General features: G+C 69.4%; 18 protein-coding genes. 10 read left to right on the top strand and 8 right to left on the bottom strand.

Annotated features, from left to right (window positions below; translation table 11 throughout):
- Positions 1-64 precede the first annotated feature (64 nt).
- A complete protein-coding gene (locus ACWCO2_RS09270) occupies positions 65-2,326 on the top strand; it encodes an ATP-binding protein (protein WP_450127213.1) in 2,262 nt (753 codons plus the stop codon).
- A gap of 174 nt (positions 2,327-2,500) precedes the next feature.
- Here the strand turns inward: ACWCO2_RS09270 and ACWCO2_RS09265 are convergent, their stop codons facing one another.
- The 5 genes from ACWCO2_RS09265 to ACWCO2_RS09245 form a co-directional block, all read right to left on the bottom strand.
- Positions 2,501-3,163, bottom strand: a complete 663-nt coding sequence (locus tag ACWCO2_RS09265; protein ID WP_450127212.1) for a copper homeostasis protein CutC — start codon at positions 3,161-3,163, stop codon at positions 2,501-2,503.
- Positions 3,164-3,517: 354 nt separating this feature from the next.
- Positions 3,518-5,152: a chaperonin GroEL gene (groL, locus tag ACWCO2_RS09260; protein WP_450127211.1), complete on the bottom strand. Its 1,635-nt coding sequence runs from the start codon at positions 5,150-5,152 to the stop codon at positions 3,518-3,520.
- Between the two features lie 227 nt (positions 5,153-5,379).
- A complete protein-coding gene (locus ACWCO2_RS09255) occupies positions 5,380-6,618 on the bottom strand; it encodes a protein kinase domain-containing protein (RefSeq protein WP_450127210.1) in 1,239 nt (412 codons plus the stop codon).
- Between the two features lie 131 nt (positions 6,619-6,749).
- Positions 6,750-6,953: a cold-shock protein gene (locus tag ACWCO2_RS09250; RefSeq protein WP_270952855.1), complete on the bottom strand. Its 204-nt coding sequence runs from the start codon at positions 6,951-6,953 to the stop codon at positions 6,750-6,752.
- 429 nt (positions 6,954-7,382) lie between these two features.
- The gene (locus ACWCO2_RS09245) at positions 7,383-8,066 is read right to left on the bottom strand and encodes a TIGR00266 family protein (RefSeq protein ID WP_450127209.1); all 684 of its coding nucleotides are present in this window, start codon (positions 8,064-8,066) and stop codon (positions 7,383-7,385) included.
- Between the two features lie 182 nt (positions 8,067-8,248).
- On the opposite strand from ACWCO2_RS09245, the gene moeA reads away from it, so the two are divergent.
- The 5 genes from moeA (at position 8,249) to ACWCO2_RS09220 (ending at position 16,179) form a co-directional block, all read left to right on the top strand.
- Positions 8,249-9,493, top strand: a complete 1,245-nt coding sequence (moeA, locus tag ACWCO2_RS09240) for a molybdopterin molybdotransferase MoeA (protein WP_450127280.1) — start codon at positions 8,249-8,251, stop codon at positions 9,491-9,493.
- 64 nt (positions 9,494-9,557) lie between these two features.
- A complete protein-coding gene (locus ACWCO2_RS09235) occupies positions 9,558-11,507 on the top strand; it encodes a M48 family metallopeptidase (protein WP_450127208.1) in 1,950 nt (649 codons plus the stop codon).
- Between the two features lie 503 nt (positions 11,508-12,010).
- Positions 12,011-12,727 (top strand): phosphatidylserine decarboxylase, encoded by a 717-nt coding sequence (locus ACWCO2_RS09230; RefSeq protein WP_450127279.1) that lies wholly within the window; start codon positions 12,011-12,013, stop codon positions 12,725-12,727.
- The gene (gene pssA, locus ACWCO2_RS09225) at positions 12,724-13,656 is read left to right on the top strand and encodes a CDP-diacylglycerol--serine O-phosphatidyltransferase (protein ID WP_450127207.1); all 933 of its coding nucleotides are present in this window, start codon (positions 12,724-12,726) and stop codon (positions 13,654-13,656) included. Before ACWCO2_RS09230 ends, pssA begins: the two co-directional genes overlap by 4 nt.
- A gap of 318 nt (positions 13,657-13,974) precedes the next feature.
- Positions 13,975-16,179 (top strand): AAA family ATPase, encoded by a 2,205-nt coding sequence (locus ACWCO2_RS09220; protein ID WP_450127206.1) that lies wholly within the window; start codon positions 13,975-13,977, stop codon positions 16,177-16,179.
- A 189-nt stretch (positions 16,180-16,368) separates the two neighbouring features.
- Here the strand turns inward: ACWCO2_RS09220 and ACWCO2_RS09215 are convergent, their stop codons facing one another.
- Positions 16,369-17,040, bottom strand: coding sequence for a LytR C-terminal domain-containing protein (locus tag ACWCO2_RS09215; protein WP_450127205.1), 672 nt, complete (start codon positions 17,038-17,040; stop codon positions 16,369-16,371).
- Positions 17,040-17,303, bottom strand: a complete 264-nt coding sequence (locus tag ACWCO2_RS09210; RefSeq protein ID WP_270954470.1) for a DUF3263 domain-containing protein — start codon at positions 17,301-17,303, stop codon at positions 17,040-17,042. The genes ACWCO2_RS09215 and ACWCO2_RS09210 overlap by 1 nt, the downstream gene beginning before the upstream one ends.
- A 346-nt stretch (positions 17,304-17,649) precedes the next feature.
- Between ACWCO2_RS09210 and ACWCO2_RS09205 the strand changes: the two genes are divergently transcribed.
- Complete coding sequence (locus ACWCO2_RS09205; RefSeq protein ID WP_450127204.1) at positions 17,650-18,231, top strand: peptide deformylase; 582 nt, start codon at positions 17,650-17,652, stop codon at positions 18,229-18,231.
- On the opposite strand, the gene ACWCO2_RS09200 is transcribed toward ACWCO2_RS09205, so the two are convergent.
- Positions 18,232-18,882, bottom strand: a complete 651-nt coding sequence (locus tag ACWCO2_RS09200) for a Uma2 family endonuclease (RefSeq protein ID WP_450127203.1) — start codon at positions 18,880-18,882, stop codon at positions 18,232-18,234.
- A gap of 202 nt (positions 18,883-19,084) precedes the next feature.
- On the opposite strand from ACWCO2_RS09200, the gene thiC reads away from it, so the two are divergent.
- The 3 genes from thiC to ACWCO2_RS09185 all read left to right on the top strand — a co-directional run bounded on the left by thiC (position 19,085) and on the right by ACWCO2_RS09185 (position 23,912).
- Positions 19,085-20,728 carry a phosphomethylpyrimidine synthase ThiC gene (gene thiC / locus ACWCO2_RS09195; protein WP_450127202.1) on the top strand — a complete coding sequence of 548 codons (1,644 nt, stop codon included), beginning with the start codon at positions 19,085-19,087 and terminating at the stop codon, positions 20,726-20,728.
- Between the two features lie 129 nt (positions 20,729-20,857).
- On the top strand, positions 20,858-21,724 hold the full coding sequence (gene thiD / locus ACWCO2_RS09190) for a bifunctional hydroxymethylpyrimidine kinase/phosphomethylpyrimidine kinase (RefSeq protein ID WP_450127201.1): 867 nt from the start codon (positions 20,858-20,860) through the stop codon (positions 21,722-21,724).
- A 181-nt stretch (positions 21,725-21,905) separates the two neighbouring features.
- Positions 21,906-23,912 (top strand): FUSC family protein, encoded by a 2,007-nt coding sequence (locus ACWCO2_RS09185; protein ID WP_450127200.1) that lies wholly within the window; start codon positions 21,906-21,908, stop codon positions 23,910-23,912.
- Positions 23,913-23,940: the final 28 nt, after the last annotated feature.

Genomic DNA, 23,940 nt, shown 5'->3' with positions numbered 1-23,940 from the left:
GCCCCGGACGACACCAGCTCGCGATTACCATCGACGCGGCCGAATTCGGGGTCTAGGGGGACGAATGGCGCTGCCGATCAACATCAACGCGTTCATCGGGCGGGACACCGAGTTCACGCAGTTGCGCGACCTGCTGGCAAAGAAGCGCCTGGTCACGTTGACTGGGCCGGGCGGCGTCGGCAAGACCCGCCTGGCGCTGGAGATCGCGCACGCTGCCCACGCGGACGGGACCTGGCGCGATGGTGTCGTGTGGATGGATCTCCGGCCGTTCGGCGAGGACCACCAACTGCCCCGGCGCCTGGCCGCCGCGCTCGGCAGCACGCACGTCGCCACCCGGGAGCCCGTGCAGGTCCTGATGGACGAGGTGGCGGGGAAGGATCTGCTGATCGTGCTCGACAACTGCGAGCACCTCCTCAGCGCGGTCCGGGACCTGCTCCAAACCCTGCTCACCGAACCCGGGGTCACCGTGCTGGCCACCTCCCGCCACGGCCTGGCGCTGGGAGGGGAGCACCTCAACCCGCTCACACCGCTGGCAGCGAGCGCCGCGAAGGAGCTGTTCGAGGACCGGCTGCTCGACGTCCGCGGCGACTTCCCCGTTGCCGAGCACGAAGCCGAGATCACGCGCCTGTGCAGGGCAGGCGACAACCTCCCCCTCGCGATCGAGATCCTCGCGGTCGCCTCCTCGAACCTGTCCCCCAGCGACGTCGAGCGCCGGTTGGCCACGCTCCTGCACGCCGATCGCCCCACCGACCGCCAGCAGCAGGACACCGACGCCGACCGATCCCACCGGTCGTTCCACCAGGTCATGGAGCTGTCCTGGGAGCTGTGCACGCCGCAGGAACGGACGTTGTGGCAGCGCCTCAGCGTGTTCGCGGGCGGCTTCACGCTGGAGGCCGCGGAAGCGGTGTGCGGGTTCGAGGACCTGCCCGAATCCGCCGTCGCGCGCGTTCTCGGCGCCCTGAAGTGGCAGTCCATCGTGACGGTGGAATCGCCTCGGGACGGGCACTCCCGCTACCGGCTGCTGGAGCCCATCCGCCAGCACGGCGATTCCCGCGCCGCGCAGGCCGGCGAAGCCGAGGAAGTCCGGCAACGCCACTACAACTGGCTCCTGCGCACCTACCGCGAAGCCGCGCAGCAGTGGTTGGGTCCGGACGAGGCGCACTGGCTCACGCTCTGCCGCGACCTGCAGGACGACGCGCACAGCGCGATCGCCTGGTGCGCGCGGCGGGGCCAAAGCGCCGCCGGGATCGAGTTGTTGCTGCACATCGTCCGCACGCGCGTGCCGTTCCTGTCCGGCAGGCAGCCGGAAACCCAGGAGCACTTCGAACGGCTGCTGACCGCCTACACCGAGCGAGACGAACTGCGGGCCATGGCGTTGGCGGCGGTGTCCGTCCTCGCGGTCTGCCGCGGTGACAAGGACACCGCCGACAAGTTCCTGTCCGAGGCACAGGCGCTCACCGACGAGCTCGGAGCAGCCCTGCCCCTGCCCGTTCTCGCTGAAGCGATCGCGATTTCGCTGGGACACCGCGACTCCGTCGACCCCGCCGAGAGCATGGCGGCGATGGAAAAGCTCTGCACCAGCCCGGTTTTCGCGCAACCCGAGTTCCGCAGCGACATGGGCCTGCTGGCGATGTTCCGGTCCTTCGGCGCCGCGATCACCGGCGAGGAGGAGATCGCCGACGCCGTCACCGCCGAGTTCCTGGCAGACGCCCAGGCCAGCCAGGCGACCTGGCACATCACGTGGTCGCAGTGGGCGAGAGCGGCGTACTTGGTGCTGCACCGGCCCCACGACCCCGCTGCCCGGATCGAAGCGGAATCTCTGCTGCACGCGGCGCTCCCCGTGCAGCGAGGACTCGATGACCGGTGGGGCCCGGCCGGCTGGACTTGGGTTGCCTCAGGGCTCGCCGGTGCGACCGGTGATCACCGTCTGGTGGCCGAGCGATCAGGCCTGCTCGACGGGATGACGCACAGCACCGGTGTCGCGATGCACGGGATGCGGGGGCTGTGGGAGACGGTGGGTCGCGCGCAGAACGTCGCCCGCCAGCACCTCGGCGAAACCACCTACGCCGAGATCTACAACCCCGCCTACCAGCGAGGACGCGACTGCCGCCTGGCGACTGCCGAGCTGCTGTGGCCAGGATGGGCACAGCTGACCGAGCGCGAGCGGGACATTGTGCGGCTGGTCGCGCAGGGGCTGTCGAACGTGCAGATCGCCGCGAGGCTGGACCGCGTCGAGAACACCGTCGCCAAATCGCTGACCAAGATCTACGCCACGGTCGACGTCTCGGGCCGCGACGAGCTGCGGGAGTGGTACGCGCAGCTGTGACGCCCGGATCCACCCCCGATCCAACCGATCCGGCAGGAATTCCACTGCGGTTCCACTACCGCGCCACGCGCACGACGAGAAATGATCTTCTCGGTACGCCGCAGCAAGGGGGAGCTGGCGGCGTTGATGAAGGTGGGGGCGCGGCAAGTCCGCACCCGGTCGCGCCCCCACCACTCAGGAGTCCAGGAGTTCTCGCCAGGCGCGGACGCGGTCGGCGAAGACGGAGCCGGACATCCGAGCGCCGCTGCCGATGTGGAAGGCGCGGACTCCCGCTGCCTGCAGGACCGGGACGTGCTCCTGCCGGAGGCCTCCGCCGACGAGCAGCTCGACCTCGTCGATGTCCTGCGTTTCAGCACGTTCTCGCAGGTTGGAAAGGCCCTCATCGACTCCGTCGGGATCGCCAGCGGTCAGGATGGTGCTCGGTCCGAGCGCGACCGCCTGGTTCCAGGCCAACCGGTACTGAGCAGCGTGGTCCACGGCCCGGTGAAAGGTCCAAGGACAACCAGCCAGCTCAGTGACCACCGCGCGCGTAGCGCCCACGTCGACCTGCCCGTGCTCGTCCAGAAACCCGAGCACGAACTCCCGCGCCCCAGCATCCAGCAGCTCACCGACCTGCCGCCGCAGCGCGTCGACGTCAGCCCCGAAACCCGCCTGATCACGCACCATCACGCGCACCGGGACATCGGCAACCGCCAGCACGCTGCGCACGGTCGCGAGCTCAGGAGTCAGCCCATCGGCGTCTAGATCCCGGCACAGCTCAACCCGATCCGCACCGCCGGCCTGCGCCACCTCGACATCAGCGGCGTCCAGCGCAATGACTTCCAGCAAAGCACCCACCCCAGCACCGTAACCGCGACGCCCGGCGACCTCAGAACCTGTTTTTTAAACTCGTTTTGCGTGGCGGTGCGGGTAGCGGAACCTCAGCGCCCGCCTGGACTGCGGGTGCCCAGCCTTATGTATGCCAATACACGGCGGCTGGGCCGTCCTCGCCAGACGAACGCTGAGAACCCGCGGCGGTGCCGGTTGCGAGGGTGGGCTATGTGCCTGGCGGCGCATCAAAAGCAAAGGATCAAAAACAGGCTCTCAGCCCGGCCAGGTGGCGGTCAGTTTTGCCTAAAACTCGAACTGACCCCGGACATGGCGAAGGGCCGCCCCCGAGTGGGGACGGCCCTTCGTTGCCAGGGGCAGGACTTACATCATGCCGCCCATGCCGCCCATCGGGTCGGCAGCGGCACCTGCGCCCGCAGCCTCCTTCTCCGGCTTGTCCGCGACCACGGCTTCGGTGGTCAGGAACAGTGCGGCGATGGAAGCGGCGTTCTGCAGCGCCGAACGGGTGACCTTCGCCGGGTCCAGGACACCGGCCTGGACCAGGTCCTCGTACTCGCCGGTCGCGGCGTTCAGGCCGTGGCCCGAGGTCAGGTTCTTGACCTTCTCCGCGACAACGCCACCCTCGAGGCCGGCGTTGATGGCGATCTGCTTCAGCGGAGCCTCAACAGCGATCTTCACGCTCTTGGCACCGGTCGCCTCGTCGCCCTCGAGCTTGAGGCCGTCGAAGGCAGCCTGCGCGGCCTGCAGCAGCGCGACGCCGCCACCGGCGACGATGCCCTCCTCGACCGCGGCCTTGGCGTTGCGGACTGCGTCCTCGATGCGGTGCTTGCGCTCCTTGAGCTCGACCTCGGTCGCCGCGCCCGCCTTGATGACGGCCACGCCGCCGGCCAGCTTGGCCAGGCGCTCCTGCAGCTTCTCGCGGTCGTAGTCGGAGTCCGAGCGCTCGATCTCGGCGCGGATCTCGTTGACCCGGCCGGCGATCTGCTCGTCGTCACCGGAGCCCTCGACGATGGTGGTCTCGTCCTTGGTCACGACGATCTTGCGGGCGCGGCCCAGCAGGTTCAGGTCGGCGGTGTCCAGCTTGAGGCCGACCTCTTCGCTGATGACCTGGCCGCCGGTCAGGATCGCCATGTCCTGCAGCATCGCCTTGCGGCGGTCGCCGAAGCCCGGCGCCTTGACGGCGACGGACTTGAAGGTGCCGCGGATCTTGTTGACGACCAGGGTGGCCAGCGCCTCGCCCTCGACGTCCTCGGAGATGATCAGCAGCGGCTTGTTGGCCTGCATGACCTTCTCCAGCAGCGGGAGCAGGTCCTTGACGTTCGAGACCTTGCCGCTCAGCAGCAGGATGTACGGGTCCTCCAGGACCGCCTCCATCCGCTCCGAGTCGGTCACGAAGTAGGGCGAGATGTAGCCCTTGTCGAAGCGCATGCCCTCGGTGAGCTCGAGTTCGAGCCCGAAGGTGTTGCTCTCCTCGACGGTGATGACGCCTTCCTTGCCGACCTTGTCCATGGCCTCGGCGATCAGCTCACCGATCTGGCGGTCGCCAGCCGAGATCGCCGCGGTGGCCGCGATCTGGTCCTTGGTCTCGATCTCCTTGGCGTTCTTGAGCAGCTGCTCGGCGATCGCCTCGGTGGCCTTCTCGATGCCCCGCTTCAGGGCGATCGGGTTGGCGCCGGCCGCGACGTTGCGCAGACCCTCGCGAACCAGGGCCTGGGCCAGCACGGTGGCGGTGGTGGTGCCGTCACCCGCGACGTCATCGGTCTTCTTCGCCACCTCCTTGACCAGCTCGGCCCCGATCTTCTCCCACGGGTCCTCGAGCTCGATCTCCTTGGCGATGGAGACGCCGTCGTTGGTGATGGTGGGTGCGCCCCACTTCTTCTCGAGCACAACGTTGCGGCCCTTCGGGCCGAGCGTCACCTTGACGGCGTCGGCGAGGGTGTTCATGCCGCGCTCAAGACCGCGGCGGGCGTCCTCGTCGAACGCGATCATCTTGGCCATTGCGGTGTGGTCCTCCACCTGTCTGGACGCCGCGGCGGTGGGTACGCACCCCACGGCAAGACTCTGCTCGGCCAGGCTCGGTGCCCGCGACGGACGACCGTGCGGCGATACCGTCTGGTGGTACCGCCGGAACGACCTCACCGTCCCGACCTGGCACTCAACCTTGGTGAGTGCCAATACCGTGTTTAGCACTCTCCCCAGGCGAGTGCAAGCGACTCACCTGAGACTCAGTCGCCTGTGGGGACCGTCGTGGGCAGGTCGTTGTTGTTGTACGACGAGGATTCCGAGCTGGTCGGGCTGGTGTCCGTGGTGCTGCTGGAGCCGCCCATGGAGTTGGCCATCACAACGAAGACGACCACGATGACGACCAGCGCCACACCCACCAGCACCGGCACGATCCACTTCGCCGAGCTGCCCGAGCTGGTCGCGAACGACGACGAACCGGCGGGCATCGGCGGGCGCAGGCGCACCGGGTCGTTGCTCGGCGGCGGCAGCGGATGTGGCGTCTGCTGCGGCGGGTACGGCGGGCGGTAGCCCTGCGCCGGGATCGGCTGGCTCGGCGGGTACTGCACCGGCTGCGGCCCGGACATCGGCGCCGGGGCGGCCGGGCGCGGCTGCGGCGGGGCCTCTCCAGTGGCCTGCCCGAGCGCGGTGCGCGCGGCGGCGACGAGCTCCTGGCAGGTCTTGAAGCGCTGTTCGGGGTTCTTGGCCATGCCGCGGCGCAGCACCTCGTCGATGCCGCCGGGCAGCACCATCAGCGAGGTGGCGGGCGGCGGCTCGGCGCCGAGGTGGCCCTGGATGACCTCCTGCACGTGGCCCTGGAACGGCGGTCGGCCGGTCAGGCAGGCGAAGAGCATGCAGGCCAGCGCGTACTGGTCGGTGCGGCCGTCCACCGGCTCGCCGCGCAGGTGCTCGGGCGCCGCGTAGGTCGGCGAGCCGAGGAAGTCGCCGCTGGCCGTGCGGTGGCCGGTCGCGCCGCGCCGGGTCAGGCCGAAGTCGGCCAGGTAGACGTGCTCGTGCACGGACTCGCGCGAGGTCACCAGCACGTTGGCCGGCTTCAGGTCGAGGTGCACCAGCCCGCGCTCGGCCAGCATGTCCAGCGCCTCAGCGATCTGCGCCAGCAGCTCCAGGGTGCGCTTGGGCGAGATCGGGCCGTCCTTGATCAGGCTGGCCAGGTCGGAGCCGTCGACCAGCCGCATCGCGATGTAGAGCATGCCGTCGACCTCGCCGAAGTCGTACAGCGGCACGATGTTGGCGTGGTCGATGGCCGAGGTGTTGCGCGCCTCGTCGACGAATCGCTCGCGGAACTCGGCATCACCGGTGATGTGCTCGCCCATGACTTTGAGGGCGACCTTGCGGCCGAGCCGGATATCGGTGGCGCGGTACATCACGCTCATGCCACCGCGACCGAGCACTCCGTCGATCTTGTAGTGGCCGAGGCGTTTCCCGGTGAGGTCTTCCGACACGCTGAGCAGCGTAACCGGCGGAGATCACGCTCGTCTCACGGTTGACCTAGCCGGTCGTGATCCGACCTGGTGAGACCCAGCACAACGGCCCGGCCCCTGCGGCGGGGCCGGGCCGTGCGGATGAAGCTCAGTCAGACCTTGCGGACGCCGTCCGCCTGGGTGCGGCCGTCGCGCCCCGCCTTGACCTCGAATTCCACCCGGTCCCCTTCGGAAAGGGTGCGGAAGCCCGACATGTTGATGGCGGAGTAATGGACGAAAACATCAGATCCACCGTCCGCAGCGATGAATCCATAGCCCTTCTCCGAGTTGAACCATTTGACCGTGCCGACCGCCACGGCGTCCTCCTCATGAAAAGTGATGCACGGCGCGAGCGCCGCTGGAGCAACGGCCACACTACCCCCGAATTCGGGCCTCGTCGCGGGTTCGGCAATGCAACTTTTCCGTTAAACACTGGGCCGAATGGGTGCCACAACTGAACACCGTCCGTCATCGCGGCGGAATATTCCCCCAACTGCACTAGCCAATTCCGCCCAGAGCGAACCCCGTTTAATGGAATGGGTGCGCGGCTTGCGCCGCGGCCAGAACAGGAAGCCACCTGCCGCTGAGCAGGGCTCAACCTTCTTCCTGTTGACAAGGATTAGTCGAGTCGTTCCCGCTTCGGCGGGCCGGGATGGTGAAACGGGCAATCCTTTCGGTGTTCGGCATTGACTTTCGCCGTCACTCGAATAGCCGCCGGACCCGTTCCACTTCCCAGTGAGTTCCGGTCAAGACCGAGCACCGAGTCCATTCGCCTGGAGCCAGGTGACCAGTCCTCGCGGATTGCGGGTTTGGGTCAGGACCTGACCCGGACCGGCGAAATCGAAGACCAGACCTTCACCGCTCTTGAGGGACTGCATCATGCCCTGGTTCATCTGCCGCAATCGGCTCTGAACCGTGTCGGCATATGCCACCACGTGACCGGTGTCGATCGTGACGTACTCGCCGGGCTGCAGGGTGACCACGTCCAGCGCGCCGTAGCAGGAGACCACCATCGGTCCCTGGCCGACGGCGTGGCTCATGAACCCGCCCTCGCCGCCGAAGAGGTTCTGGAACCCGCCCCACTGGGTCTCCAGCTGCACCGTGCTCGCCGAGGCGAGCCAGCAGCCCCGGGTGACGCACCAGCCGACCCGGCCGTCGAGCTCGATCACGTTGAGGTCGCCGGGCAGGTTCGCCGCCAAGTCCACCCAGCCGCCCTGCTGCGGCGCGGTGAAGGTGGACATGAAGAACGACTCGCCGCCCAGCGCGGCGCGGGCCAGCGACTTCATGAAGCCGCCCTGGGCGCGGGCTTCGACGGTCACCCCGTAGCTGGTCGCGAGCATCGCACCGCTCTCGACCTGCACCGGCTCGCCCGGTGCCAGGATCAACCGGGCCACCCCGAACGACGGCGTGTGACGAGTCCGAACCTGCACGAATACCTCCTGTCTCGGGACCGCTCGACCCGCCCGCCGCGCACGAGGTTCTGAACTGCGGTTTCTGCGGACGTCATCAGGTCCGGCAGCACCGGGGAGATCGACCCGAACGGTCTCGAAGGAGTTTGCCACGGCGGCATCCGGTGTCGATTCACACGCCGGTGACGACAACGGGGGTGGTGATGGCCGATGATCGAGGCGTGTCGCACGGAACCGGAACCCCCGACCTGACCGCGGTCGCCGATCACCAGGCGAAGGTCGCGGCGCTGCTGCCGCCGACCCCGGTGCTGGTCGCGCCGCTGGCGGACTGCCTGGGCCACGCGCTGGCCGAGGACCTGACCTCGCCGATCCCGCTGCCGCCGTTCGACAACTCGGCGATGGACGGCTACGCGGTGCGCTCGGTGGACCTGGTCGGCGCCACCCCCGAGCAGCCGGTGAAGCTGCCGGTCCACGAGGACATCCCGGCCGGTCGGGTCGACGTGCCGCCGCTGCAGCCCGGAACCGCGCACCGGATCATGACCGGCGCTCAGATGCCGCCGGGTGCCGACGCGGTGATCCCGGTGGAGCGCACCGACGGCGGCACCGAGCAGGTGCTGATGTTCGCCTCGGTGCAGCCGGGGCAGCACGTGCGCCGGGCCGGTGAGGACGTCACGGCCGGGGCGACGGTGCTCACCGCGGGCACCACGCTCTCGGCTTCGCAGCTCGGAGTGGCCGCGGCGGTCGGTGCGGGACAGCTCCCGGTGCACCGCCCGGTGCGGGTGCTCGTGCTGTCCACCGGTTCGGAGCTGGTCGAGCCTGGCGCGACGCTGGAGCCCGGCCAGATCTACGAGTCCAACGGCCTGATGCTCGCCGCCGCGGTGCGCGAGGCCGGTGGCGAGGCGACCTTGCTGCGCTTCGTGCCCGACGACGTCGACGCCTTCCACCAGGCGCTCGCCCCGCACCTGGAGAACACTGACCTGCTGATCACCTCCGGCGGCGTGAGCGCCGGCGCGTACGAGGTGGTCAAGGACGCGCTGACCGGGACCGGCGTCGAGTTCACCAAGGTCGCGATGCAGCCGGGCATGCCGCAGGGCTGCGGCCGCTACCGGGACCAGGTGGCCGTCGTGACGCTGCCGGGCAACCCGGTCAGCGCGATGGTGTCGTTCGAGATCTTCGTGCGCCCCGCGCTGCGCGCCGCCGCCGGACACCTGGCCACGCAGCGGCCGACGCGCCGAGCGACGCTGACCGAATCTCTCACCGCACCGACCGATCGGCGGCAGTACCGGCGCGGCCAGTACGACCCGGCCACCGGATCGGTGAGCTTGCAGGGCGCGCCCGGTTCGCACCTGCTCGCTGGATTGGCGAAGGCGAACTGCCTGCTCGAGATCCCCGAGCAGATCACCGAACTCGCCGCCGGGTCCACAGTGGACGTGATGTTGCTGGATTGACTGAACCAGACTGTTCGCGAAGACTGCACCACCACCCCCGCCCACCCCCTCCGGAGTTCTGCAAGTGCGTGGCCCCTGGCGCGCCGCCCTAGCACTGGCGCTGCACACCGCCTTCTTCGTCGCCCCGATCGCGCTGGTCCTCGGCCTGCTCGCGATCGCTGCCGTCACCTTCCGCTACGACCACACCAGCGGGCTGAAAGCCGCCGCTGCGGCGCTGGTCGTCGGCGCGCTGTTCGCGATCGGCTGGCGCGCCGTGCTGCGCTCGCGGACGCAGATCCGCGGGGTGGCGCTGGACCGTTCCGAGCAGCCGCAGCTGTGGCGGATGGCCGAATCCATCGCCACCTCGGCCGAGGCGCCGAAACCCGACGAGATCCGAATCACCTCCGAGCCGACCGTCACGGTCCGCGAGCACACCGCCCTGCTCGGCCTGCGCACCAAGGCCCGGTACCTGGAGCTCGGTCTGCCGCTGCTGGCGGCGCTCAACGTCAGCGAGCTGCGGTCCGTGGTGGCCCACGAGATCGGTCGCCTGACCAGTCGCAACAAGCTGACCGCGCTCGCCCACCGCACCTCGGCCAGCGTCGAGCGCACCGCGGCCGGTCTCACCGGCGGTCCGACCAAGTGGCTGTTCACCGGCTACGCGCGGCTGTTCACCGCGATCGCCGCCACCACCGGTAACGACCTGGAGTTGGCCGCCGGCGCGGTCGCCGTCCGGGAAGCCGGGACCCGCACCGCCGTGCTGTCCCTGCGCAAGTCGGTGGCCGTCGAGATCGGCTGGCGCGAGTACTCCGACGACTACCTGAGCATGGCCACCTCGATCGGCCACGCGCCGGACGTGCTGCTGGGCTTCCGCAAGTTCATGTCGCACCCGACGCGCAAGCCGAAGCTGGCCGAGCGTGCCAAGCAGACCATCGCAGAGGAGGCCGACGGCCGCACCCGCCGCCGCGTCGAGGCGATGAAGCGGCTCAAGACCGCTGATCGCGAACTCGACGAGCGCCCCGCATTCGCCATGCTGCGCAGCCCGCGCAAGAGCGTGCCGGAGCTGGAAGACCGGCTGATGGTCGACGGCCTCGGCGAGCGGATGCCGTGGCCGGAGCTGGCCCAGCAGGCCGGTGCCGCGCACGTCGCCGAGCAGGCAGCGCTGCTGAGCTCCGCGGTGGAGCAGAGCGGGCTGCCGGTGGAACCGTCCATCGCCGGCGTGCTGGCCGCCATCCACCGCGGCCAGGGCCGCGACCTGATCAACCCGGTGCTCAACCCCGGCCTGAGCCCGGAGCTCGTCGACCAGGCCGCCGAGGACACCCTGGTCGACCTGCTCGGCTGCACCGCGGTGGACGCCCTGATCTGCGCGCGCCGCGCCCACCACGAGCTGGACTGGGGCGGCCCGTCGCCGGTCCGGCTGACCAACGGCCAGCCGCTGGACGCCGACCGGCTGGTGCGCCCGGCGGTCGCCGATCCGCGGCTGATCCCCGGCCTGCACCGGGCGCTGGTCAACCTCGGCGTGCCGCTGCACCACGCGCGACGCCCGGCGGCCGAGCCGGAACCCGAGCTGGCCGGGATCATCAGCCCGGTGCAGTGCGCGGGCAGCAGCTACGACCTGCTGGTCACCGACCGCGGCCTGGTGCTGCTGCCCAGCTCAGCGAGCACCACCAAGCGGCTGCTGGCCGGCACCCTGGCCCGGTTCCGCGAGGCGGAGCTGGAGCAGCTCGGAGAGCTGGCGGCGACGCCGATCGGCGAACTCCGCGAGCGCTCCGGCGCGCAGTGGGTGGACAGCCGCGACGTGGCCAGCGCCCGACTCGACCAGGAGCGCGCCGGCTGGTCGCTGTCGCTGGAGCTCTACCTCGACGAATACGCGGTGTCCGAACTGGACGACGACCTGGTGCGCGATGTGGACGGGGAAACGGAGCTGGTGCTGCGCAGCAGCGCCGACGGCGTCGAGCACGACGACCCGTACCGGGGGCTCGGGGAGCTGATGGGCGCGCGGATGAACGTCGAGGAACCCCTTGCCGCTATCGAGTGAGCGACGACGGCAAGTTGATCACTCCGCGTCATGCAACTGCCCGGATAGGTCCTCCGAAAGCGGCTACGGACTTTCTGTGACCTCAATTACACTGAAAGTCGCGTAACGAACAGTCGCCCACATGCATCTCCTAGACGTCCGCTCCGATCCACCACTGCTTGCCCGGTGAGAAGCGGACACTTGAGGTCCGTGCGCCGTCGGGGGGCGCACGGACCCGCACATCAGGGGCCGTTCGGCGTCCACGGGGAGGCGCCGATCGGCCTCTGATGCTTCTCCGCACTCGCCGGATGACTGCGGCATCTCATGGGCGGTAACATCTCAGCGCGCAAATGCGCAGGTCAGCTAGGCTGTTCTTGATCAACGACGCCCCCTGGCGTCGGTTGGCCCGGGCCGTCCGCGATGCTGTACCGACCACGGCACCGGTCAACGGCCCCGTACACCTGCGGGACCAGCGACCGCGCGGCCGCACCATGGACCCGCCGAAGCAGGGGCGTAGCACCGCGATGAGCACCGCGAAAGAACCGAAGAAGAACCCGCTGGCCCACCTCGCCGGGCTGGCCAGGGACACCATCCCGCCGATGCACCCGGCCGGACGTCCGTTCGTGCTCGGCGCCGCCGCCGCGACTCTCCTGCTGCGCCGCAAGTGGCGTCCCGCAGGCGTGGTCGGCGGCGTGCTGACCGCCTGGTGCGCGTGGTTCTTCCGCGAACCGGAGCGCACCACGCCCAGCCGCGAAGGCCTCGCGGTGGCGCCCGCCGACGGCACCGTCTCGCACATCGAGCCCGCGGTGCCGCCCGCCGAGCTCGGCCTCGGCGACGAGCCGATGGTCCGGATCAGCGCGTTCCTGACCATCTTCGACGTGCACGTCCAGCGCATCCCGCTCGCCGGTCAGATCGAGACCATCGCCTACCGGCCGGGCAAGTTCCTCTCCGCCGACCTGGACAAGGCCAGCGAGGACAACGAGCGCAACTCGATGGTCATCCGCGGCGAGGACGGCACCCGGGTGGCCGTGGTGCAGATCGCCGGCCTGGTGGCCCGCCGCATCGTCTGCTCGGTCGACGAGGGCCAGGAGGTGCGCGCGGGCAGCACCTACGGACTGATCCGGTTCGGTTCCCGGGTCGACCTGTACGTGCCCGTCGGCAGCCGGATCCTGGTGGAGCCGGGCCAGCGCACCATCGGCGGCGAGACGGCGCTCGCCGAACTCCCCCAGGGCAACTCATGAGCATGCGAACCACACCCGGCGTCCGGCTGCTGCCCAACGCGATCACCGTGTTGGCGATGTGCGCCGGACTGTCCGCGGTCCAGTTCGCCCTCAACGGCGCCCTGCCCGGCGCCATCGCCTCCATCGCGGTCGCCGCGGTGCTCGACGGCCTCGACGGGCGGATCGCCCGCCTGCTCGACGCCACGTCGAAGATGGGTGCCGAGCTGGACTCGCTGTCCGATGCGATGTCCTTCGGCGTCGCCCCGGCGCTGACGCTCTACGCCTGGCAGCTGCAGGACAACCGGATCGGCTGGGTCGCCGCGCTGATCTTCGCGGTGTGCATGGTGCTGCGCCTCGCGCGGTTCAACACGCTGCTGGACGACGCCGAGCAGCCCCCGTACGCCAAGGAGTTCTTCGTCGGCGTGCCCGCCCCGGCGGCCGGGCTGCTCGCGCTGCTGCCGATCACCCTCACCGCGCTCTTCGGCTACGAAGGCTGGTGGGCGGACCAGAACGTGGTGATGATCTGGATGGTGCTGGTCGCCGCGCTGGCCGTCAGCCGGGTTCCCACGCTGTCGCTGAAGACCGTCAAGGTGCCGCCGCGAGCGGTCGCGCCGCTGCTGGTGCTGGTGGCGCTGCTGGCGGCCGGGATCATCATGTTCCCGCTGTTCTCGCTGGCCATCGCCATGGCGCTCTACCTGCTGCACGTGCCGTACGCGATCTACCGGCACAACTGGCTGGCCAAACACCCGGAGGCGTGGAGCGCCCCGCCGCGCGAGCGGCGCGCGATCCGCCGCCGCACCCAGCGCCGCATCGGCCTCCGCCCGCCGCTGCGCCGCAGCGTGGCGGGCGCGGCGCGCCGGGTCCGCCGCCGCTCCAGCCACCCGAGCGGCCCCCGCCGCAGCTGGCGCCGCCTCGAGCTCCGCCGCCACCGCAACGACACCAACCGCTGACCCGCGATTTCAATGGAAATCAGATGTCTGATTTCCATTGAAATCGCGCAAGTTCTCCACAACGAACCCCAGTTGTCCACACCCTCCGGTGTGTCCGGCGCCCGACACACCGGAGGTCCACAGTTTCAATTGAAACTGTGATCCGCCGTGGGTGGGATTTACAGTTTCAATTGAAACTGTGGTTCCTGGTGCGCACGGCGGAGTGAAGGGGACCGTTCCTCCGCGGCGCGAGGCCGGTGGTTCAGGGGTGATCTGGCGGTTCCGAGACCCGCTTGTGGGATGGCCGTGCTCGGGCCGTGGCGCGGTTAAGCTCGCGGGGTGCCGTCGATTGCGTTGACCGCTCGGGTTTCTCCCTCCGCCAAGGACACTCGACGCGGGGTGGTGCGGTTGCACCCCGAAGTCCTCGATGCGTTGGGGTTGAGGCCCTGGAACGCCGTGCAGCTCACCGGGGCGCGGGCGACTGTGGCGCTCGCCGCTGCGGCTGAGGCCGGTAGCCCGACCGGCGTGCTGTTGCTCGACGACGTTGCGCTGATGAACCTGGGGCTCGCTGAAGGTGCCGAGGTCGTCGTCTCCCCGGTGCAGGTCACCGCTGCGAAGCGGGTGGTCGTCTCCGGGTCTCAGATCGCGCGGGCCACCGTTGCGCCGGAAACGTTGCGGCTGGCGCTGACCGGGAAGGTCTTCGGCACCGGGGACACCGTTTCGCTGCTGCCGCAGGACGTCGCGCCGAGCGCCACGGCGAACGCGGGCGAGGTGCGGCGCAAGCTGTCCAACGCCATCGGCTTGACCTGGACCAACGAGCTGATCACCATCGCGGCCACCGAACCGGCCGGAGCCGTCGCCGTCCAACCGTCCACAGTGGTCGAATGGCGCGACGGCAGCAGCCCGCAACCCGCCGCTCAGCCCGTCCCCGCCGCACCGCCCGCCCCAGTGCAGCAGCCCACCGAACCGACGGTGCCGGTCGCGGATCTGGTCGGCTCCCGCGACACCGCGAAGCGCCTGAGCGAATGGCTGCGCCTGGCCTTCGACCAGCCTGAACTGCTGCGCCGCCTCGGCGCCGAACCGCACCTAGGCGTGCTGCTCAGCGGTCCGTCCGGCGTCGGCAAGGCGACGCTGGCCCGGGCGGTCACCGCCGACATCGGCGCCGAGCTGGTCGAACTCGCCGCACCGAGCATCGCGGCGCTCGAACCGGGCATGGCGGCGAAGCGCCTGCAAGAAGCGATCGACCGCGCCACCAGCGCCCAAGGCAACCGAGTCCTGCTGCTGACCGACGTGGAGAGCCTGCTGCCGGGCACCGAGCCGCCGCCGCTGGCCACCGTTGCGCTGGACGCGATCCGCGGCGCGATCGGTACCGATCGGCTCGCCGTGGTCGTCACCAGCTCCCAGCCGCAGGCCATCGACCCCAGGCTGCGCGAACCCGGCGTCGTCGACCGGGAGTTGACGCTCGGACTCCCGGACGACGCCATCCGAACCGACCTGCTGCGGGTGCTGCTGCGCAACGCCCCGCTGGCCGACGACGTGCAGCTGTCCGAGGTCGCCGAGCGCGCACCGGGCTTCGTCGTCGCGGACCTCGTCGCACTGTGCCGGGAAGCCGCCGTCGGCGCGGCACTGCGCCACCAGGACGACGTCGCCGACGCACGCATCCGCCAGCAGGACCTGCTGGACGCACTGGCCTCGGTCCGTCCGATCTCGATGTCCACATCGGACAACCTGCAGACCGGCGGCCTGACCCTCGACGACGTCGGCGACATGACCGAGGTCAAGCAGTCCCTCACCGAAACGGTGCTCTGGCCGCTGCAATACCCGGACTCCTTCACCCGCCTCGGCGTGGAACCCCCGCGCGGCGTCCTGCTCTACGGCCCACCGGGCTGCGGCAAAACGTTCCTGGTCCGAGCCCTGGCCGGCAGCGGACGGCTCAACGTCCTCGCGGTCAAAGGCGCAGAACTGATGGACAAGTGGGTCGGCGAGTCCGAGCGAGCGGTCCGCGAACTGTTCCTCCGCGCCGCCAACGCCGCCCCAGCACTGGTGTTCCTCGACGAGGTCGACGCACTGGCACCCCGCCGTGGTCAGTCCTCGGACTCCGGCGTAGCCGACCGCGTAGTCGCCGCCCTGCTCACCGAGCTCGACGGCGTCGAGCCGATGCGCGACGTCGTAGTCCTCGGCGCAACGAACCGCCCAGAACTGGTCGACCCAGCGCTACTCCGCCCAGGCCGTCTAGAACGCCTCGTCTACGTCCCCCCACCAGACACCGAAGCCCGCGAAGCAATCCTTCGCGCAGCCGCCAAGAACACCCCACTAGCGTCCGATGTGGACATCCCGGCCCTAGCAGCCGACCTGGACGGCTACTCAGCAGCGGATTGCGCAGCCCTGATCCGCGAAGCAGCCCTTACGGCAATGCGCGAATCCCTCTCCGCAGCCGAGGTCTCAGCAATCCACCTGGCCAAGGCCCGCTCCGCGGTCCGCCCGTCCCTCGACCCCGCCCAACTCGCAACCCTCGAGTCCTACGCCCAATCCCACCGCCCCTGATCGAGCGGTCCTGAACGCGATGAAGGGCACCTTCAGGCAGTTCAACCCCGTGGCGCGAAGCGCCTCCTTGGGGGGCGGTGGTCGGGCGACGGGTGGGCACCGTGGCGCGAAGCGCCTCCTTGGGGGCCGGTGGTCGGGCGACGGGTGGGCTTGCTAGAAGGTGCCCTTCACCAGGCACTCGATCCGGGGTTACTTCGCGGCGGAGGGGCCCTTGTAGTCGTTGGTGATGATCGCGATCAGACCGGGTGTGGCGTCCTGGATGCCGTCGAAGCGGGGTTCCGCGCGGGCGTCGAAGCGGGCTGCGACGTCCTTGGCCTGCGCTTCCTCCGGGGTGCCCGGGCGGAAGTAGACCGTGGTCGTCGGGATGAGGCCCGCCGAGTAGTTGCCCACCTCGGGCACGTCGTAGCCGACCTTCCGGAAGTCCTCCGCGGCTCGGTTCGCCAGGCCGCTGATCGTGCTGTTGTTGTAGACCCGCACCACGATCTGCTCAGTTCCCTGACCGGAACCGTTCGGCGTGCCGGGGCGCTGCTGGTGCTGCTGTCCCGGCGGAGGCGGCGGCTGCTGGCCGTCCTGCCCGGGCGGCTGGCCGTTCTCGCCGGTCGGCGGCAGCGGTGCGGACTGCTGGTCTTCGGGCTTCTGCTCCAGGTCAGAGCCGCCCGGCACCGGGGGCGGCGGTTGCACCAGCGACGACTTCGCAGGGTAGTTCCCCGGCTCGGGGGGCAGCTGTTGAGCGGAGTTCGACGTGTCGCCGCCGGAGAACAGCGTGGCGACGCCGATGGCGCCCGCGATCACACCGGCCCCGATCAATCCGTAGCCGACGATCTTGGCCTTGGCGGGTCCGGCGGATTCCCCTGAAGTCATCAGTGCAACTCGATTCCCAGTCGTTGAGCGGCCCGTGCGCGCTGCCGAGCCGCCCGTGCCTTGCGCAGCCGTTTGATCAGCATAGGGTCCTCCCGAAAAGCTGCAGGACTGTCCAGCAACGCGTTCAGCACCTGGTAGTACCGAGACGCCGACATGTCGAACAGCTCCCGGATCGCCTGCTCCTTCGCGCCCGACCGCTTCCACCACTGCGCTTCGAAGGCCAGCACCCCGCGCTCCCGGTCGGTCAGCGCCCCGGTCGGCAGCGGCTCCGGCTCCGGTTCGGGTGCAACGACCGGTTCAGCGGCGGGCTCAGGCACCGGTGGTTCCGCCAGCCGCAAACGCCGTCCCTCCGGCGATCTCTGCTGTTCCTGCAGGCGGGCCAACTGCTCGCACTGACGAGCGATCTCCTGCGCGGTCAGCATTTGGGCGGCGTCCATCCGACTCCTCGCCTCGCGATCCGGGCCTTCGGCGCGTTCGCGGAATCACATGGTTGTGATTCCGCCCCTGATTACACCATGCCCAGATTCGCGACGGGTGCTGATCGGACCAGCGGGTACCGGAAAAGAGCACCCCGAACCGACGGCCGGGCTTACCGATAAAGTCCCGCTCATGGCTGTTCACCCGATCTGCGTCTACGGCGACCCGGTGCTGCACAATCCCACGCGCCCGGTGGAGCACTTCGACGAGGAGCTGCGCACCCTCGTCGAGGACATGTTCGAGACGATGGCCGCCGCGAACGGGGTCGGGCTCGCGGCCAACCAGATCGGCGTCGACCTGCGGCTTTTCGTGTACGACTGCCCCGACGACGAGGGCGTCCAGCACCGCGGTGTCATGGTGAACCCGGAGCTGACCACCTCGGAGATCCCGGAGTCGATGCCGGACCCGGACGAGGACTGGGAGGGCTGCCTGTCGGTGCCCGGCGAGTCCTACCCGACCGGCCGCGCGAGCTGGGCGAAGGTCACCGGGTCCGATGTGGACGGCAAGCCGATCGAGGTCGAGGGCACCGGATTCTTCGCCCGCTGCCTCCAGCACGAGACCGACCACTTGGACGGCTACGTCTACCTGGACCGCCTGATGGGCCGCCACAAGCGAGCCGCGAAGAAGATGATCAAGCGCAACGAATGGGGAGTCCCCGGCCTCTCCTGGGACCCGGCCGAACACGGCGACCCCTTCGCCGAAGACGAAGACTGATCAGAAGTCCTTGGTGTCCAAGGTGAAGCCGAACGGCTCGGGCAACTCGACCGGTTCGCCAAAAGCGACGCGATGTTGGTGAAGGTAGCGACCATCAGTCGGCTGCGAGAACAGCGTCACCGTCGGACCATCCAGTGCAAAGCGGTCGATCAAGAGGTACAAGGGAACGCCCGCCTGCCCATAACCCCAGAGTTTCCTCGTGCGGTCATCGTCTGCGTTGCCTTGTGACGTGATCTCCACGACCATCAACGCCTTGTCCGCAGAGAGCGAGCTCCGTCCCTTGGGAACGTCGCACCGAGGAATCACCACGACATCAGGCGTGCACAAGCTCTTGCGCTGCGGGATCTTGATTCCGAAGGTTTGAAAGATGGCCCAATCCTTGGGAACCGCCATCCGCAGTTCTCCGTGAACAAGGTCCGCAATCAGGTTATGCGTGGATCCCGGCGGCGGCGTCATCACAATCCTTCCTTCGATGATCTCCGCGCGCCAAGCCGCATTGGGAAGGTCGATGTTCTCCCAAACCTCGACCAATTCTTCCCAAGTGGCGGTTTCGAACGCCGGGGCGGCAGCCATAGCGCGGTCACCTCCTGTATCGATGTCGTAACACACCGTACTCACCACCCCTGACAATGTTGCGATCACCCTGGTCACGAGCCTAACGGCAAACCGGCCCGCCGTCATCGGGATGAACGGGGGTTGGCAGCGCTGCCGGGTCCGGCTAGCCTCTGGCAGCGACAAACGAAGACCGCGGGAGCTCGCACCAACAGCGGGCTGAGAGGGCGGCTGGAGAACTCCGGGGCCGCCGACCGCATGAACCTGACCGGGTAATGCCGGCGTAGGGAGTGGATTGGCAATGGCCGACGCGCGTCCGAACACGTCCGAGAACGCCAGCGAGATCACCACCGGGGCCATCAACGGCTCACGAAAGGTGTTCCGCAGCACCGAATCCGGCCTGCAGGTGCCATTCCGCCGCATCCAGCTGACCAACGGCGAACACCTCGACGTGTACGACACCTCCGGGTCCTATACCGACGATAACGACACCATTGACGTCCACAGTGGACTTCCTCGGATGCGAGCGGGGTGGACCGACGGGAGGGAGCACCGGACCCAGCTGGGCTGGGCCAAATCCGGTGCCATCACACGGGAAATGGAGTACATCGCCACCCGCGAAGGCGTCTCCCCCGAGTTCGTCCGGGACGAGGTGGCCAGCGGCCGGGCGGTGATCCCGGCCAACCGCTGCCACCCGGAGAGCGAGCCGATGATCATCGGCAAGAACTTCCTGGTCAAGGTCAACGCCAACATCGGCAACTCCGCGGTGACCTCCTCGGTCGAGGAGGAGGTGGAGAAGATGGTGTGGGCCACCCGTTGGGGCGCCGACACCGTCATGGACCTGTCCACCGGCAAGCGCATCCACGAGACCCGCGAGCGCATCCTGCGCAACTCCCCGGTGCCGATCGGCACCGTGCCGATCTACCAGGCGCTGGAGAAGGTCAACGGTGATCCGGCCGCGCTGACCTGGGAGATCTACCGGGACACCGTGATCGAGCAGTGCGAGCAGGGCGTGGACTACATGACCGTGCACGCCGGGGTGCTGCTGCGCTACGTGCCGCTGACCGCCCAGCGCGTCACCGGCATCGTCTCCCGCGGCGGCTCGATCATGGCCGCCTGGTGCCTGGCGCACCACCGCGAGAGCTTCCTGTACACGCACTTCAGCGAGCTGTGCGAGATCCTGCGCGACTACGACGTCACGTTCTCGCTCGGTGACGGCCTTCGGCCCGGCTCCATCGCCGACGCCAACGACCGCGCGCAGTTCGCCGAGCTGGAAACCCTCGGCGAGCTCACCCACATCGCCCGCGAGCTCGACGTGCAGGTGATGATCGAGGGCCCCGGCCACGTGCCGATGCACAAGATCGCGGAGAACGTGCGGCTGGAGGAAGAGCTGTGCGGTGAGGCTCCGTTCTACACGCTCGGACCGCTGACCACCGATATCGCGCCCGCCTACGACCACATCACCTCCGGCATCGGAGCGGCGATGATCGCCCAGGCCGGCACCGCGATGCTCTGCTACGTCACGCCCAAGGAGCACCTCGGCCTGCCCAACCGCGACGACGTCAAGACCGGCGTGATCACCTACAAGATCGCCGCGCACGCCGCCGACCTGGCCAAGGGCCACCCGCGAGCGCAGGAACGCGACGACGCGTTGTCCAAGGCCCGCTTCGAGTTCCGCTGGACCGACCAGTTCAACCTGTCCCTCGACCCGGACACGGCCAAGGCCTTCCACGACGAGACCCTGCCCGCCGAACCGGCCAAGACGGCGCACTTCTGCTCCATGTGCGGCCCGAAGTTCTGCTCCATGAAGATCACCCAGGACGTCCGCAAGTTCGCCGAAGAACGCGGCCTGACCAGCGTCGAAGCGATCGAGGCCGGCATGCGGGAGAAGTCCGAGGAGTTCTCCGGCGCGGGCGGCAAGGTCTACCTGCCCCTCGCCGACTGAATCCGCTGGTCACCAACCGTGAGTGCTTCGGGCTGTTCTGGCAGCCCAAGCACTCACGGGGGATGACCTGGGCAAATGGGCGTCCGTACCCAGGTGGATCGGTCGGATTGGGGCCGTAACATGAAGTGGATGCACGAGATCTCGGCGGAGCACGAAGCACGGCCCGCGAACGACACCGCCCCTCCGACCGCGCTGACCATCGCCGGTTCGGACTCCGGGGGCAGCGCCGGGATGCACGCCGACCTGCGCGCGTTCTTCTCCTGCGGAGTGCACGGGATGACCGCCGTCACCGCGGTGACGGTGCAGAACACCGTCGGCGTGACCGGGCTGGTGGAGATCCCGCCGGAGACCGTTGCCGCGCAGGTCGACGCGGTGGCCTCCGACATCGGCGTGGACGCCGCCAAGACCGGGGTGCTCGCCTCCGCGGCGACCATCGAGGCGGTGCTGGAGGTCTGCGACAAGCACGGCATCGGCCGCGGCGGGCGCACGCCGTTCGTGGTGGACCCGGTCGCCGCTTCCCGCAGCGGTGAGCCGCTGCTGCGGGAGGACGCACTGGACTCGCTGCGCAACGAGGCCTTCCCGCGCGCTTCCCTGGTGACCCCGAACCTCGACGAGGTGCGGCTGCTGACCGGCATCGACGCGCGCACCCGCGCCGATCTGCTGGACGCGGCCAAGGCGATCTACGACTTCGGCCCCGAGTGGGTGCTGATCAAGAGTGGTCACCTGGAAGACGACCCGGAGTGCATCGACCTGCTCTTCGACGGCTCCGAGGCCATCCCGCTACCTGGCCCGCGCTATGCCACTGTGCACACCCACGGCGCTGGGGACGTCTTCGCTTCAGCGATCACCGCGGCGCTCGCAAAGGGCGCCTCGATGCCTGACGCGGTGCGCAGCGGCAAGCGGTTCGTCACGCGCAGCGTGTCGCACGCCTACCCGCTCGGCGCCGGTGTCGGGCCGGTGTCGACCTTCTGGCGGGTCAGCCCGAGGTCGTTCTGACGATCTGACGCTCCCCAAGATGACCCCTAATAGAGTGATTTCCATCCCGGATCTGTAACCCGAATGGTGTGCCTCGTCGACAAACTAGGTAAGAAGCGCGTAATCCGGAGGATCGCACGCCCTCGTGGCGCGCGGTGCGCTGCGCGCTGTGCGAACGACGATGACAGGGGTTTTCGACAGCGTGGCTAAATCCGTCTCGACTGCTAAGTCGGCGTTGGCCCGGGCCCGGCAGCGACTGCTGGCAACCGAGGCAGGGGCACCCGACCCCCGACAGCGCCAGTACGCCGTGCTGGTGCTGATCGCGGTGGTCGCCGGGACGGCGGTCGGCTGGCTGTTCGAACTGCAGACCCCTGCGCTGCTGGCCGGGCTGACCGCGGTGCTCGCGCTGGTCGCCACCGGCGGCCAGTCGCTGCGCTCGGACCTGCGGCGGTTCGTCTGGTTCACCCCGGCCCTGGTGCTGGTGATGGCCGTGGGGCCGCTGCTGACCAACATCCCGGTGCTGGCCGGGCTGGTGGTGGCGGTCGTGGTCTTCGGCACCGGCATGCTGCCCGCGCTCGGCGAGCACTACCGCGTCGGCGGGCAGACCTTCGCCGCCGCGACCCTGGTGTCCACCACGACCGGCATCGGCAGCGACCAGCCAGCGTGGATGCTGCTGGCCGCAGCTGCCTCAGGCGCGGTGTTCGCCTTGGTGCTGCGGGTGATCAGCGGACTGAGCGATCCCGGCCGGGCCACTCGGGTGGCGGTCGCGCGGACGCTGCTCGAACCCGGCCCCGGTGTCGTGGAGTCCGCGGCCGCCGCGTGGCGGGCCGACGGTTCCAGCACCTGGCTCGGCGAGGTGCTGGCCGGTGCTGCGCGCTTCCGCGCCGCGCGCGAGACGCTGCTCGCGCAGGCCGCGCAGAGCGATCGAATCGAGGCCGGACGGCTGGAGCAGATCGTCGCGGAAGCCGACCAGGTCGCCGCGGAGCTGGCCCGGGCGGTACGTTCCCGCGCCTGCACCGGACTTCCCCACGCGGCGCGCCGCACCCCAGCAGAGGCCGTGCTGGCCCGCGGTGGACGGCAGGACCTGCCGGACGCCGTGCAGGGCATCAACCAGGGTCTCGAGCGGATCCGGGCGACCGTGGTCCGTCGCGTCGAGACGCCGCTGCCGCCGCAGGCGCCCGGCGCTACCCGGGAGCGGCTGATCGGCGCGGTGCGCGCGCACCTGTCGTTCCGGTCGTCGCTGTTCCGGCACGCGCTGCGCTGCACGGCTGCGGTCGCCGTCGGCATGGTGATCGTGCTGCTGGTGGGCGATCCTTCTGCGTCGAGCCTGCTGCTCGCGCTGTACGTGGTGCTGCAGCCCGCGGCCCGCGACAGCATGACCGGCGCGCTGGAGCGCACCGGTGGCGCGGTGCTGGGCGTGACCGCGCTGGCTCTGCTGATCACGTTGCTGCCCGGCGCGTTCCTGCTGGTGCCGCTGGTGATCGGCGGGATGCTGCTGAGCATGCAGCGGCTGCGCACCGAGTACCAGACGCTGCTGGGCTGCCTGATCGTGATCACCGTCGTGGACCAGGCGATGCGGCTGGAGCGGCCGCTGGTGAACGTCGGGATCAGCTTCGCCGCGAACACCGCGGTCGGCGCCGCCATCGCGCTGATCGTCGGCTACGTCGCGTACCTGGTGCTGCCCAGCAGCATCTTGCCGGACGTGCGGGGCGCGGTGCGCTCGACGGTGTGGGCGGTGTCCGAGCTGCTGCGCAGCGTCCGGGCGGCCGGTCAGGGCGCCGACCTGCCCACGGCACTGCAGGCGGCGAATGTGTTGGCGCTGCGGCGAACTCAGGACCTGCTGGGCATGCCGGCGCTGCTGGACGGCACGGGCGAGGAGACCGACGACGACCGAGCGACGCGGGACGCGGCGATCGCGCTGGCCGCGCTGCGCCAGGACGTCGCGACGTTGGCGTTCCGGCCGGAGGCCGAGCAGGCGGTGGCGGTTCCGGCGTTGCGCGCGGTGGACGACCTGCTGGGTAGCAAGCCTTCGGCGAAGATTCCGGACGTGCCTGAGGGCAGTGCGCCGGCGACCGAGCTCCTGGCTAGCTCCATGGTGGAGAACGCGCTGCACGCGCGTCAGGCGATCGACCGGACCTTCGGCTACGACAACCCGTGGAAGAGCTACACGATCTCGTTCTTCCGCCCGGAGCGCCACCACATCCACTGAGCCACAGACGTCCTCGTCCGGTCCCCGG

Source organism: Saccharopolyspora sp. NPDC002376, assembly GCF_053593195.1.
This window is presented reverse-complemented; position numbering and strand designations above follow the sequence as displayed.

Excerpts from the sequence above, each read along its gene's own strand:
- ACWCO2_RS09270 (WP_450127213.1), top strand. The coding sequence starts at position 65 with ATGGCGCTGCCGATCAACATCAACGCGTTCATCGGGCGGGACACCGAG.
- groL (WP_450127211.1), bottom strand. The coding sequence starts at position 5,152 with ATGGCCAAGATGATCGCGTTCGACGAGGACGCCCGCCGCGGTCTTGAG.
- moeA (WP_450127280.1), top strand. The coding sequence starts at position 8,249 with ATGGCCGATGATCGAGGCGTGTCGCACGGAACCGGAACCCCCGACCTG.
- ACWCO2_RS09230 (WP_450127279.1), top strand. The coding sequence starts at position 12,011 with ATGAGCACCGCGAAAGAACCGAAGAAGAACCCGCTGGCCCACCTCGCC.
- pssA (WP_450127207.1), top strand. The coding sequence starts at position 12,724 with ATGAGCATGCGAACCACACCCGGCGTCCGGCTGCTGCCCAACGCGATC.
- ACWCO2_RS09215 (WP_450127205.1), bottom strand. The coding sequence starts at position 17,040 with ATGACTTCAGGGGAATCCGCCGGACCCGCCAAGGCCAAGATCGTCGGC.
- ACWCO2_RS09205 (WP_450127204.1), top strand. The coding sequence starts at position 17,650 with ATGGCTGTTCACCCGATCTGCGTCTACGGCGACCCGGTGCTGCACAAT.
- thiC (WP_450127202.1), top strand. The coding sequence starts at position 19,085 with ATGGCCGACGCGCGTCCGAACACGTCCGAGAACGCCAGCGAGATCACC.
- thiD (WP_450127201.1), top strand. The coding sequence starts at position 20,858 with ATGCACGAGATCTCGGCGGAGCACGAAGCACGGCCCGCGAACGACACC.